13 protein-coding genes are annotated in these 13,402 nt (G+C 45.7%); 3 read left to right on the top strand and 10 right to left on the bottom strand.

What is annotated here, in order from left to right; genetic code table 11:
* Positions 1 to 60 precede the first annotated feature (60 nt).
* Positions 61 to 435, top strand: a complete 375-nt coding sequence (locus AR1Y2_RS11010; RefSeq protein WP_137328992.1) for a GTPase — start codon at positions 61 to 63, stop codon at positions 433 to 435.
* 54 nt (positions 436 to 489) lie between these two features.
* Here the strand turns inward: AR1Y2_RS11010 and AR1Y2_RS17810 are convergent, their stop codons facing one another.
* The 8 genes from AR1Y2_RS17810 to AR1Y2_RS11050 all read right to left on the bottom strand — a co-directional run bounded on the left by AR1Y2_RS17810 (position 490) and on the right by AR1Y2_RS11050 (position 6,878).
* Positions 490 to 1,473 (bottom strand): hypothetical protein, encoded by a 984-nt coding sequence (locus tag AR1Y2_RS17810; protein WP_175403635.1) that lies wholly within the window; start codon positions 1,471 to 1,473, stop codon positions 490 to 492.
* Between the two features lie 261 nt (positions 1,474 to 1,734).
* Positions 1,735 to 2,142: a pyocin knob domain-containing protein gene (locus tag AR1Y2_RS11020; RefSeq protein WP_137328993.1), complete on the bottom strand. Its 408-nt coding sequence runs from the start codon at positions 2,140 to 2,142 to the stop codon at positions 1,735 to 1,737.
* The gene (locus tag AR1Y2_RS11025) at positions 2,139 to 2,342 is read right to left on the bottom strand and encodes a hypothetical protein (protein ID WP_137328994.1); all 204 of its coding nucleotides are present in this window, start codon (positions 2,340 to 2,342) and stop codon (positions 2,139 to 2,141) included. Before AR1Y2_RS11025 ends, AR1Y2_RS11020 begins: the two co-directional genes overlap by 4 nt.
* A gap of 642 nt (positions 2,343 to 2,984) precedes the next feature.
* On the bottom strand, positions 2,985 to 3,680 hold the full coding sequence (locus AR1Y2_RS11030; RefSeq protein WP_137328995.1) for a M15 family metallopeptidase: 696 nt from the start codon (positions 3,678 to 3,680) through the stop codon (positions 2,985 to 2,987).
* Positions 3,681 to 3,702: 22 nt separating this feature from the next.
* On the bottom strand, positions 3,703 to 4,974 hold the full coding sequence (locus tag AR1Y2_RS11035; protein ID WP_137328996.1) for a glycosyl hydrolase family 18 protein: 1,272 nt from the start codon (positions 4,972 to 4,974) through the stop codon (positions 3,703 to 3,705).
* A 66-nt stretch (positions 4,975 to 5,040) separates the two neighbouring features.
* Positions 5,041 to 5,301, bottom strand: a complete 261-nt coding sequence (locus AR1Y2_RS11040) for a thioredoxin family protein (protein ID WP_137328997.1) — start codon at positions 5,299 to 5,301, stop codon at positions 5,041 to 5,043.
* Positions 5,302 to 5,386: 85 nt separating this feature from the next.
* Positions 5,387 to 6,451 carry an NADH:flavin oxidoreductase gene (locus tag AR1Y2_RS11045; protein ID WP_137328998.1) on the bottom strand — a complete coding sequence of 355 codons (1,065 nt, stop codon included), beginning with the start codon at positions 6,449 to 6,451 and terminating at the stop codon, positions 5,387 to 5,389.
* A gap of 10 nt (positions 6,452 to 6,461) precedes the next feature.
* Positions 6,462 to 6,878 carry a YjdF family protein gene (locus tag AR1Y2_RS11050; RefSeq protein ID WP_137328999.1) on the bottom strand — a complete coding sequence of 139 codons (417 nt, stop codon included), beginning with the start codon at positions 6,876 to 6,878 and terminating at the stop codon, positions 6,462 to 6,464.
* Between the two features lie 233 nt (positions 6,879 to 7,111).
* Here AR1Y2_RS11050 and AR1Y2_RS11055 point away from each other — a divergent pair, with 233 nt between their 5' ends.
* Positions 7,112 to 8,107: a linear amide C-N hydrolase gene (locus AR1Y2_RS11055; protein WP_137329000.1), complete on the top strand. Its 996-nt coding sequence runs from the start codon at positions 7,112 to 7,114 to the stop codon at positions 8,105 to 8,107.
* A gap of 240 nt (positions 8,108 to 8,347) precedes the next feature.
* On the opposite strand, the gene AR1Y2_RS11060 is transcribed toward AR1Y2_RS11055, so the two are convergent.
* Positions 8,348 to 10,279 (bottom strand): EAL domain-containing protein, encoded by a 1,932-nt coding sequence (locus AR1Y2_RS11060; protein WP_137329001.1) that lies wholly within the window; start codon positions 10,277 to 10,279, stop codon positions 8,348 to 8,350.
* 168 nt (positions 10,280 to 10,447) lie between these two features.
* Here AR1Y2_RS11060 and AR1Y2_RS11065 point away from each other — a divergent pair, with 168 nt between their 5' ends.
* Positions 10,448 to 12,934, top strand: a complete 2,487-nt coding sequence (locus AR1Y2_RS11065; RefSeq protein WP_137329002.1) for a vWA domain-containing protein — start codon at positions 10,448 to 10,450, stop codon at positions 12,932 to 12,934.
* Here the strand turns inward: AR1Y2_RS11065 and AR1Y2_RS11070 are convergent, their stop codons facing one another.
* On the bottom strand, positions 12,935 to 13,399 hold the full coding sequence (locus AR1Y2_RS11070; protein ID WP_137329003.1) for a GNAT family N-acetyltransferase: 465 nt from the start codon (positions 13,397 to 13,399) through the stop codon (positions 12,935 to 12,937).
* Positions 13,400 to 13,402 lie beyond the last annotated feature (3 nt).

Genomic DNA, 13,402 nt, shown 5'->3' on the forward strand with positions numbered 1-13,402 from the left:
GGATTCAAACAAAAATACGTGTTATTTTTAGAGGATTTATACAAAAAGTGAGGTCATGTTATGAAAAAATATCTCTTATCCGGCTGTCTTGCCCTTTTTCTTGCCGCTTCTCTGAGCGGCTGCGGTACAGCCCATATAAAACCACAGGGATTGAGCGACAGCCAGTACCGTTTAGGACTCAGAGCCATTGAGACAACTGACAAATATTTAGGAGCTGATCTTTCAAAAGATTTGGCAGACAGTCAGCTTAAGCATATTGAAAAATCATTTGAACAGTTCCATAAAAGCAATAAAAAAACGGTTACCGCTGTAGATTCCCAGATTGAACGGCTGGGAGACTGCTTATCGACAGAAAAGGTTTCTGATAAAACAGTCACTAAGGTAAGAAATCAGTTGGCAGAAACTTTAAATCAGAATCCTGTTAATCTAAAATAGTTTTAAGAACGAACTCCGGCCATTTTGTTGGCCGGAGTTTTTTCACAATTTAATTTATACAGGGTATGAAATATCAATTCCAACCCATGTAATATCACCCGACAGCACACTTCCATCCTGAAGCTTTCTGACCCATTCCAATGTTATATTACCAGAACTCAAAACAAGGTATCGGCTCATCGTGCCGCCTGTCGCAGCATTGGTGAAATAATAGTACGATCCACTCGTAATCCTAAAACCAGCAGGTAACGTAGTAATTACTTTTTGTGAATCACCTGATTTTCCAGTCACTTTAACAACACCACTAACATATACAATACCATTTTTTCTTCTATATTTTAGCGGTTGAACTGAACCAGAAAGATTATAGACACCTGATGCCAATGGTGCGTTTATCCATCCTGTATCTGCAAGCTGATTTTTAATACTCTGGATATTTGTATTTGCTGTTTTTAAGTCATTGACGGTAGAATTCAGATTAATGTTTGTTTTCTCTAAATTAGTATTCAATACGATAATACTGTCATCAAGCTTTTGAGTAGATTTTTTTACATTGTCAATTTCCTCCGATTGAATCTGGTATTCTTCAATCCTGACCAAACCTTTAGAATTTACCATCACCTCAAATGGCGCCGTATTTGAGGTCTGAAAATAAAAGTCCCATGTGATAGAGAAGCCCGGACTTTCCGATACTGCAGGTATATCCTTCCCCTTCGTGGCCTGGGCAATGCAATATAAGATTTCTCCTTCATCTGGATCCTCTGCATAAAATCCAATCTGCCACAGTTCATATCCCTCTTTTAAATCCTTATTCTCCAGCAGCACCGGAATAATTGTTTGATCTCCCTCAGTTCTTGCAGGCTGAAGAGTGATATCTCCCCTTTCTTCCGTTACATCTGTCTGCTGTCTCAGATTTACAGCCGGTACACTACCCGCCCCAGTTTTGGCACCTGTAATCTTCAATGTCTGCCCTTGCATAAGCTTTGCCTGTAATGCGGCTCCCTTATCTGTTAAAACCGTGTCTTTCCAAATGTTCATAATATTTACCTCCCAATGATTGATATTTCTCATCAAGAACTATATCATGATCTTTTGGGGCAGTGTGGGCAATGTCAGCTTTGTATCCGGCCTTCGCCTGTTCTTTTACTGAACCAACGAGTGATATTTTAAAAAATGAAATAAATAAGTTCGGTTTTTCAGAACTAAACATAAAATATTATTTAAAATAATCAGGCCAGAACATCTGTCCGACCTTATTACCAGTATAAAACAGATAATAGATGAATAAATTCCTATTTTCTAAAAAACTTGTCTCCATTCTGACCAGCCAGCTCCACCCGCATTATACGTTCTAGCAAACATTTTTGACCCATCTACTACAAATGCTATTTGAATAATCCCCCCAAATCCACTATTCATAACAAGTAAAGTCAGCCACTCGTAAATCGGCAGACATTCAGTGGTAACATCAGGATTTATTGTAAAACACCCATTCTCTATAACATTGTTAAGATTTTTAACCCCAGTAGACTTTTTACTTAAATTTGTTTCTTTAGTACTTATATCTACGTTTATAGCATTTAAATCCGCATTTAGTTCTTTAAGTCTTCCATCAAGTTCATGAACATCCCCTTTCAGACCATGAATCTCCCCCTCATGAACCTGATACTGCTCAATACTCACCAGCCCTTTTGAGTTTAAATTCACCTCAATCGGCACCGTATTTGAGGTCTTAAAGTAAAAATCCCATGTGATTGAAAATCCCGGCCCTTCTGCCGCAGATTCACTAACGGTACTTTGGCACCTCCCGTCATGACTTGTGTGATATGTAACGTCTGTCCCTCTATCAATTTTGCCTGCAGAGCTGCCCCTTTGTCTGTCAAAACTGTACTCTCCCAAATATTCATGATTTCTACCTCCTGATACATGCGGTTGTTTACAGAAGCCGTTCAAAATCTTATGAGTTATTTACCACTATTTCCGTCACGCTTTTGAAATGCGCTCCTCCAATAGTGGTAAATAACTATCGTAGGTGGCGCCTTTTGTCTTGCAACAGCCATCTCCAGCAGACATTACGTCCATTTTCACCAGTTCGGAGGCCTTGCATTCGAAGGGACGTTAGTTTTTCTTCTTGAAGTAAAGACTCGTAGGCGGTGCGCATTGCGCAGTGAGGCTGTCTGAGCGTCAGCGAGTTCCGAACGGGCCGCCGGAGAGGCTTTGCTGAAAGTTAGAAAATCTTACGTCCCTGAGACAGCAAGCCGGAGAACTGGTGACAATGTCATACCCACAAGGTTTAAAATACGATGTACCCCTTGGGTATGGCAAACTACACTATCTTTAAAATTTCTTAGATCATGATCTCTATTAGGAATATATCATGATACCCACGGGCAATGTGGGCAAGTTCTATTTGGGGCAGTCTTTTTCACGATATATCTTCAAGGTTATTGATATAAAATAGAAAAGCAGCCTTCTGGCTGCTTTAAAACTCTTGGTAGAATGTACAATGATTCCATGTATCCAACTTGCGCACATGAGTACAGATCCCCTCATCGTTTCTCAAAATGCTGGTAATCCTTATATGTGATCCAGTCACCTCCCCACTGAAATCCATGTTTTCTGAACAGCCGGTATACACGGTCGTTTCTGTGGATCATGTTATATTTATATTTTCCTTTGCATTTCTTCACGTCTCTCTGGGCATAAACTTTCCCATTTTCCGGTGTAATGGAATTTCTCTTTACAAACGGATTGACCCTTGGATTGATGTCAATGGCCTTTCCATAGGCATGATTGGACAGATGGCTGGTCCCCGCCACGATCCGATAGTTAAATGCAGAAGTATTGTTGGCCTCCATAGATTTTGTGTCATCCGCATCATAATCATCAATCAGCTGAATGCTTTCGATGGGATACTGCATCGTAAAAAGCTCCTGGAAAATCTCTACCGTATCTTTGGCAATGGACTTGTGCACCAGCAGTTGTCCGTCCTTAATTTTCCCATCATATCCATGATATTTTACCTTCACATACCGAAGATCCTGAAAAGAAATATCAGGATTCGGACGATACGAAATCCCATTGACCTTTTCTCTCACAGATTTAGGTACCTTCCCATAAGAAAAACCGCTGATACTTTTATTAGAAAAAGCTGGCTGGGCCGGATCCTTATGATACATCTCCTGAATGGATGGCCCCAATCCGATCAATGCTGCCAGCATCATGCTTACGATATGTTTTCCCATACTGCCGCCTCCTGTCTATTTGTCAGTCATCCAACTGAAATAAGCTGTCGATCAGAAGCCAGTTGGCCCTGAACGGCCTCATTAAATTCCAGTATCCGACCCCGGAAAACCCATACTCCTTGGCTGTCCGGAGCTTTACGTCGATGCTCCGCACATCCTCAAACCAAACCTCGTGTTCTACACCGTCTAAAGTATAATTAAAAAAGGGACTCATTGCAGTTTTATCAAACTGGATCTGTGCCCCATTCTGGTCCGCGATCTCCACCGCTTCCACATTTCCTATGCTGGTTGCTCTTGTCACTCCTCTTTCATAAGGCAAAGGCCAGTCATAACCATAGTTGGGAATGCCCATATAGATTTTTTCCGCCGGGATCTGTGTTACTGCATAATCCAGCACCTGGCGGACCTTGTTGATGGGGGCGACGGCCATGGGCGGCCCGTAGGTATATCCCCACTCGTACGTCATCAGAAACACCGTATTTGCATTTTCTCCCAAAAGCGCATAGTCCATCCCCTCATATAACAGCCCTTCCTGTTCGGACGATATTTTAGGCGCCAGAGCTACAGATACCTTATACCCAAGGGCATTCATGCGTTCCCTCAGATTCCCCACAAATGCCGCATATCCTTCCCTGTCTTCCGGAAGGATATATTCAAAGTCCACATCCACTCCTGCGTATCCCTTCTGCTGGACAGTCTGAACCAGATTCTCAATCAGGGTCTGCTGCATGGAGAGGTCCTCAGAGACCGTCTTCACCAGCTGATTGTTAAAAGATCCCGTCTCTGCAAACGGGGTCAGAACCAGCATGGGATCCACGCCAAACTCCAGAGCCTGATCAATCAAAGGTATTTCCATAGCCGGAGGGATCAAAGTCCCTGAGGTAGTGAATCCATAGGAAAAGATCAAAAGCTCATCTAAATACAAAAGTGCTTCCCGCAGGGTTTCCGTGCTGATATATGGATACGCATATCCCGTCACATTCAGGCTCCCAAGCTTCTCCTGGGCATACTCAACCGTCAGCACATCCCCCGGCATCAGGTTCACCTCATTTAACAGATAAGGATTCTTTCTTACAAGAGACTGGACCGAAGTTTCATATTCCCTGGCGATAGACGTAAGAGTATCTCCTGCCTCCACCGTATGCACGACGGAAGGCTCCAGGATCAGCAGAGCCTGACCGGTCACAACCCTCCCTGCGTAAATCTGGTTATCATATATCAAACGGCTCCTGGAAATTCCAAACTGTGAGGAAATAGAATCAATCGTATCCCCTTCTTTTACCACATAAATCATGTGTCTATCCTTTTGCTTCTTTTTCCTAAATATATGCTTGGGATAAAACAGGAATTCCTCTGCCTGCTATTTTAATGCCGCTTCATAGACTTTCTGAATGTTTTCTTTGGTGGGAACCCCCTCGTGCAGCTTTTCATCTCCTACATAATAGGTCGGTACATACCAGTAGTCCAGAGAGTCCGCCAGATCAGTGTCCTCATCTTCATCCACCATCTTTACTGGAATGTCCCTGTATTCCGGGTGCTCCTGTTTCAGCTCATCCATCATGTCCAGTGCCTGATGGCAGTATGGGCAGCTTTCCAATTTCATCATCAGTATCTCTTTCATAACAAACTTCCTCCTTTTTGTCATTCTAACATAAGCCTGCCTTATGCATATACTTTCTATACACATAAAACAGGCTTTTATCTTCTTATTTTTGTTTCCTGCGGTTTAAAAGAATCCTACCCGCGCACTTATCAGAGTCTTCCCTCCACCGACATACCTTGCAGTTCAGGCAGCGCCCGGTATCTTTTCCTTCCCGGGCGTCATTGGCCCAGTTGTAATTGACCAGGACTCCGCGGCCGATGTCTGCCATGTCCACCCCTGTACGGTTTAAGATATCCTCGGCCATCTGGGCATTCGTTATGCTGTTGACCGCAAATACAGGGACTGAAACATGCTTTTTGATCTCTCCTGCCGCATAAATGACATCCTTATATGGAAAATCTTTCGGTGCCTCCGGCTCATCCTCACCAGAAAAACCATAAGAGATATCCAGGAAGTCAATGCCGTGCTGCTCCAGGATCTGTGCATGGCGGATGCCGTCAGAAAGCTTTGGCTCAAACGCTCCCAGACGGATCCCCACAATAAAATCCTTCGGGGTCTGCTTTCTGATCTCCTCTAAGATCTCCAGGGCAAACTTCTCCGGATGCAAACCGTATTCGTCTGTCCTTAAGTTTACCCTGGAATTGAAAAACTCACACATCAGATAGCTGTGGCAGCCGTGAAGCTCCACTCCGTCATAGCCCGCTTCACAGGCCCGCACAGCCGCCTGAACAAATTCTGCCTGTACCTTTTTAATGTCCTCAGGTGTCATTTCATGTCCAATCCTCTTTGCCCCATTCGTATGAAACTCGTAATCACTGGGACATAAAAGATGCTCCTGGCATCCGTTAACTCCCGCATGGTGGATCTGCAAAAAGATAGGACAGCCTTCCCTATGTACTGCGTCCACGATTCTTTTCAGGCCAGCAATCTGCCCGTCCTCCCAGATGCCCAGCTGATCTCTGCTGAGTTTGCCGTCCGTGTCCACACAGGTGGCTTCCTGGATGATCAGGCCAAAACCGCCCTTTGCAATGGCCCTGTAATGTTCCACATTCTTTGGCACCACATAACCGTCATCTTTCACCCAGTTATAACAAACCATGGGCGGTACACAAATCCTGTTTTTGATTTTAAGGCCCTTGATGCTAAAAGGCTGAAACAGTTTTTCCATACTTGCTCCCCTACCTTCCTTTATGCTTCTGTTTTTTCTTCTGCTGCTTTTTAAGAAACTGCATGTGCTCCCGTTCCTCCCGCATTTCTTTCCTGTGGACCTTTCTCTCTGTCTTCACAGCCTCTCTCTGGGCTGCAAGTGCCTGCTGGGATTTTGTCCCCACACCAGGCTCCTTTTGTCTTCTTAAGCTTCTCTGCATCCTTTTAGGATTCAGTTTTTTCCCTGCTGTCTCCAAAATCGTTACAGGCGGGCTGAATCTAAGGTCCTGATGATGCCTTAGAAGAAACGAGAGTACCTCATAGTCCTTCGGCTCAGGGCCAAAGGTAATCTTTGACACAGAGAGCTGGCCGTTTTCCTCTCTTTCCAACAGTCCGATCCAGAAAGGATCCTCAAAAAATACGGTGGTTTTTAACGTCACTTTGTTCATTTCTTATTCCTCCTTAAATAAAAGATATGAACAAAGAATGGACAACCAAGGAGGCAGGTTACTGACAGGATACATCTCCCGCGCCCGGACTACCAACCGGACCGTGTTTTTATCTTCGCTTCTTAAATACTAGCTTTTTTCTCAGAACCCGTCAAGTTATTCATGCATGCAGCATAGCATAGATATACATTTGCATAATACAAAACTGCTTCATCTATAAGGAGGTTTTATCAATGTGTACCGCAATGACTGCACAGACGCCAAAGGGGAACTTTTATTTTGGGCGCACTATGGATTTTTCCTATCCCCTGGATCCGGAACTCTATGTTATCCCAAGAGGATATAAATGGAGCAACAGGTTAAAGACCCATTTGATCCAAAACCGATACAGTGTCATGGGCATCGGCCAGGATATCTCTCCTGTCACTCTCGCAGACGGCGTAAATGAAATGGGTTTTGCCGCCGCTGTTTTATACTTTCCTGGCTATGCCCAGTATGATCCCGCAGAAACCCAGCGGTCCTCCAAAATTTCCATAGCCGCACTGGAGCTTGTAAATTTCCTTCTGGGCCAGTGTGCGTCGGTAAAGGAGGCAGTTTCCACCCTTTCCATGCTCCGCATTGTAGGAATCAAAGATCCTGTCACCGATTCTGTGGCTCCCCTCCACTGGATCCTGACAGACAGAAGCGGACAGTGCAGGGTCATTGAAAAAATGGCGGACGGACTGCACATCATGGAGAATCCCATCGGCGTGTTGTCCAACAGCCCTGATTTCCAATGGCACATGACAAACCTCCGAAACTACATGAACGTTACCTCCTCCCAGCTTCAAGAAAACAGCTGGAATACAGTAACGCTCAGCCCCTTCGGACAGGGCACAGGAACCTTTGGTCTCCCCGGAGATTACACTCCGCCGGCCAGATTTGTAAAAACCGCATATTTAAAAACCCACACTCCTCTTCCAGAAGCACAAGATCAGGCAGTCTCCGCCTGCTTTCATATTTTAGAAGGAGTAAGCATCCCAAAGGGCTCTGTCATGACAAACCGTGAAACCGCAGATTATACACAGTACACGACATTCATTGACCTGTCCTCCTCCACATATTTTTTCAGGACCTATGACAACAGCCGGATCACAGCTGCCAGGTTTCCTGATACGAAAAAACGGGGTGCTGATATCTTCTCTTGCGGAAAATTAAACAAACCTGCCTCTTTTGAACAATGGAACTAGTTGACGCCGGATCATAGACTTCCAGCAGAACAAAGTAGGCAAACCACTTCATCTCCCCACCCCCTCACTCTTTGAGGGGCTTGTGCACTTTGCGCGCCAAATGCGATTTGGCGTAGTCAAATGATTTCCTTACGCATTTGTGTGCATACTGCCCGCAGGTCTTGTTTATTCCATAGGGAGGTTTTCAGAACTTTCCTATGGAATAAAAAAAGACTGAAGTCATCCAGTCTTTTTGCACATTTATCTTCTCTCATGCTCAAGGAGAAACCGCTCCATATCATCCCCCGGCATCGGTTTTGCATAGTAAAAGCCCTGGATCTGGTCTACCCCGAAACCTTCTACCAGACTTCTCTGTTCATCGGTCTCTACACCTTCGGCGATCACTTTCATCCCCAGCTGCTTAAATGTATAGGACAAATTTTTGACTGCTAGGGCGGATAGGCTTTTGTCCATAGCTGCACGCACAAGGCTTTTGTCCAGCTTGACAGTCCCAAACGGAATATTGATGACCGTGGCGATGTTGGAATAACCTGTACCGAAATCATCCAACCCCATTTTGATCCCATTGTCTTTCATCCGCAGGGCGAATTCTGTGACGACTTCTGTGCTCTCCGCAAGGGTACTTTCCGTAAACTCAATCTCGATAGCGGACATTGGAGTGTGATTGCTCCGGATGATCTCCAGGACTTTATCAACTAAATCCGGCTGTGAGAACTGCACTGCCGAAAAATTCACATGGATCGATCCCACCTGGATCCCTTTTTCCAAAAGCCGGTTAATGAACTTACAGACTTTGTCCAGCACAACGTAAGTGATATCCACAATCAGGCCTGTCTCCTCCGCGATCGGTATAAACTCAGACGGGTAGATCGGCCCTATGGGCGAGTCCGGGATCCTCATTAGTGACTCCGCATAATGAAAATCTCCGCTCTTCACGGAATAGATCGGCTGATAGTACATCTCAAAGCTCTGCTCTGAGAGACTGTCCTTCAGGATCTGTATCACCCTGCGCCTTCTTTCCAGTTCCTCCAGCATATTCTTATCACAGTAGCAGACCTGCCCGTACCTTCCGGCCTTAGCCCTAAAAACCGCATATTCGATGGCACTTACGGTCTGTTCCAGGCTCTCCCCTTCTCCGGTGTACCGGATAATGCCGGTCACGCAGGACAGATGAAACCGATAATCTTCCATCTGCCATGGCTGCTGCATCCGCTGGTTAATCTGATCTATGCACTGCCTGATCTGTTTTTCTCCCTCGCGGGTAAATAAAAGTGCGAACTCATCGCCGCTAAAACGGTATATATTTCCGGCCGGTCCCACAGAACTTAGAAACCTGCAGAACTCCTTCAGAAATTCATCCCCCATCTGCTGTCCACACGTATTGTTGACCTGGCGGAAATCCCGGAGGGATACCACAACAAGGACAAAACGCCTGTCTGGAGTTTTGCTGATCATCAATTCCAGCATGTTGAGCAGTTCCTGGCGGTTGGGCACATTGGTTAGATAATCCATAGATATCTGTTTGTTCTGCAGATGCAGGTAGATGATCATCAGCGCGCAGGTTGCCGCGGAGCCGGATAAAATGATATTCGGATAGATCTGCTGGACAACGATAACGACCACTGCCAGTATCGGAAAAGCGGCTAAAATATGATAGATCTTTCTGTCGATCCGTTTATAATTCCAGACCGTGACGATGATACTTGCAAGACAGTATGCATAAAAAACAAGATAAGTGGCGGCAACCCAGTCCCCTCTCACGTAGCCGTCACTCAGATTGATATCAAAGAGCTGTTTTGTAAACGGGTTGGCGATGACCAGCAGCACATAGATCACCCCTGGGATAATTCCAACCCCTATGACTTTCTTAAGCTGTCCATTCTCCGTATAAATCACAGAGACTGTATAAAGAAAGTATGCAAGTCCCATAAGCGGAGTCAGTACATAGTATACGGTTGTCACCGTCCACGTCATCCACATGGGCACCTGATCACACTGGTAAATCATGATCGTTGACAGGATGTTGGTGAGCATAGCTCCAAATGTCACCATCAGGCATCCCTGAAATATTCTGTTTTTCAGTGTGGGAAGATGACTTCCCCTTCTTGAATATACCCAAATGATGCCCAGCATTACTAATGATATCGACTCTGCTGCAATATTCCACCTCAAATTAATCCACCTGCCAATCCCCTTATTTAAAAATCCCCGTTCATTTCCCTATTGGTTTATTTTATCATAGCCAGTTTTTGCTGTCTATTAAAGGATATTGAAGATTCCCTTCTTTTTGTGTCTCAATGCCTGTCGAATAATATACTAATAGAAACTGGAGGTAATCATATGGCTATTAAAAAAACTCCTTGTCCTTATCAGGGACCTGGAAAACAAAACCCTGAAACTATCGGCGGATACGATATGATCCGTCAAACAAATGATGATCTGGATCCGGATTACTGGATCACCTCTGGCCTCTCCGCAGTCTATGACGCAGGCTATGAAGAAGGCCGGGGAGGTATCCTGCATTTTCATGACCGGCTCAGCATTTCCAAAGGAGCCCTGGGAGACTGCACATCGAAAGTAACACTCGATGTGGCGGCAGAGCCTTTTGTTTATTCTTATTATCCACCTCATTCTCTGGACGTGATCTTTGTTTTAGATGTCACCGCAAGTATGATGTCCGGCGGGAGCAGAAAAATGGCTCTGGCCAAGAGAGCTTTGATCCAGACGATCCAGCTGCTCTGGCGTCAGAATCAGGAGACCAGGATCACTATTGTCCCTTTTGCGAGGGATGCCTATATCCCGCTGGCTGGAGGCGGTTTTTCCTACGACTACCTTGGTACGCTGTTTACCTGGCGGCGCTCCACCGTAGGCGGCAACATGATCGGACAGATCTTAGGCTATCGCAACGGCTCTTATGTCTCAGCATCTGAGATTCCCGCCTACATGAGCCAATCGGCTCCGATCGCTGCCAGTGCTGAACGAAGCTTGTACAATTATTATAACTATTATAAAATCCAGTACTCTGACATTTATCATGCCGACGGCAGTGCCAGAACTGATACGATCTTGGAAAATTATCTTCAGCAGGTGTATAGCACAGATCCGGCTGCATATACAGGAAACTTCATCACATCCGTGGCGTCAGGGACTCCCCTCACTCCTTCTCAGCTTCCTTACAGCATGAATGATACCGGATATGAAGCCAATACCATTCTTGACAATATGATCTGGGCCATTCCTTACGGAGAAGACACCAATACTGAGGCAGGCCTCAATGAAGCATACCGTCTTCTAAAGACTCCGGGTTTTACCCAGTCAGATGATATTTTACGCAGAGCCGTTATTTTAATCACTGACGGTCAGGCCAACCGCTCCGTAAATCCTGAATATGCCGATGTATATGCAGGCCCTTCCAACACAGACAGTGATTTTCTTCCTGAGATGCCGGGAGGCCTGTGGAAGTATTATTTATATTTAAAGCAGACTCTGCCCCGGCTGATCCAGGAGTTAGCCAGCCGGTCAGCAACCTCTGAGGAATTGATCTTAGCGCTTAAACGTGCCTATGAAAGTGCCGCCAAGATAAAAGATCCCTCTGACGGAAATGCCTCTTTATTTGTGCTGGGGATCGAAATCGATGCACAGACTCCCGGCCCGTATACAAGAGAGGATGTCCTGAACATTATGAGGACAATCGCCTCCACAGGTTCCTATCTTCGTGAAGCGGCCGAGAGCGGGTCCGAACGCCCCATCATCGAGGAATTAGAACGGCTGGTGCGGGATCTCCTCGTTCTGGCAGGAAGCCTTCGTCTGTCACTGAAAGATACCATCAACACCGCTCTGTTTGAATATGTTCCAGGTTCCCTAAAGATTTCAGGAGAACAGGACGGCATCCTCCTAAAAACTGCAGATGATCCTGACATCACGGATCCTTCAGCCCCCGGCTATACGGTTTATAAAAAACCGCCGCTGCTCCCTATCGTAGATGACGGTAATATACAAGACGGAGTCATTACGGTTGACCTAGGGAACGTTCCCTTCTTCCCTTTGTCCCCGGACAGTAAAACCCGGCTCCAGCTCAGCTATGAGATCACGGCTAAGGGAGCAGCCAGTGGTTCGCATCTTCACACAAACAATGACCGGGAAACGTTTGTAACCTTCCTGGAACCCAGCCATCTCACTGCCGATACCGCAGTGCTGACATACGATAATCCGGCCCGCACTCTGCATTTCCCTACACCTGTGGTGTCCTGCCATCCCGATGTGACCGTAGAAAAGTTTGTGGGCACGGAAGCCGACCAGATCATCTATAAATCACTGGATGCCGCCGCCTGTAAAAAAGTATATTACCGTATCGCAGTTCGAAATCACTCCGATCTTCCGGCTGTTTTTCCGCTGCTCTATGATGTATTCGGAGCAAAGTCAGCAGACCAGGCCGAACACAGTACCGAACGGCGGATCCTGGCCGAGGATTTCACTGTTCCTCCGCATGACTCTATGGAATTCACCTTTGAGTACAAAACAAAGTGCGGGGATGGAACAATCTCCAACTATGCCGTGTTAGTCACCAGCCTTTGTAATCTCTATGATGATACATCCATAGAAGTCCATGATGATACTGGAAGTTATACCGTGCAGTATCTGGACCGCTGCACCGGAAACCGCATCTGTCCTGACCGTCAGGTGACAGACGTGAATGCCTGTGACAAGATCAAGGCCCGCAAACTGGCCGTCTGCATTCCCTGCTGGAGGTATGTAAGTGCGTGTCCCTGTGAGATTGATCTGTGCAGAGGAGAAAATATCATAAAACTCTATTACGTTCCTCTGTGATCAAAGCTCCTTGACCATAAGAAAATTTGTGAGCAGGATCCCATTTCTGTTCACCTGCTGCTCTTTTACTGCCCTATAACCCTGCTTTTTAAAAAACGGTTTTGCAGTTATGGATGCAAAAGTTCTGAAACTCCGCTTGTCTGAATGCGACTCCAGCTCCCTTACAAGCGCGGCTGCCACACCGATTCTCTGATAATCCTTGTGAATATACAGCCGGTCCAGATAACCGTCAGCGTCCATATCTGCAAAGCCTATGATTTTTCCTCCTGCCTTTGCCGTCAGTGAGGTATGTTCTAAAAATGACAGGTTCCATTCAAAAGCCCGTCTGGTTTCGGAGCCTGCTGTCCATGCGTCCAGCTGTTCTTTTGTGTAATCCGCCGCATTCACGGCATGGACGGTCTCATAAAACAGTTTAACGATTTCAACGCAATCAACTGTCTGATATGTGTGAATCTCAAATTTCATCTG

Source organism: Anaerostipes rhamnosivorans (assembly GCF_005280655.1).
In the GTDB taxonomy this organism is placed as follows: Bacteria; Bacillota; Clostridia; order Lachnospirales; family Lachnospiraceae; genus Anaerostipes; species Anaerostipes rhamnosivorans.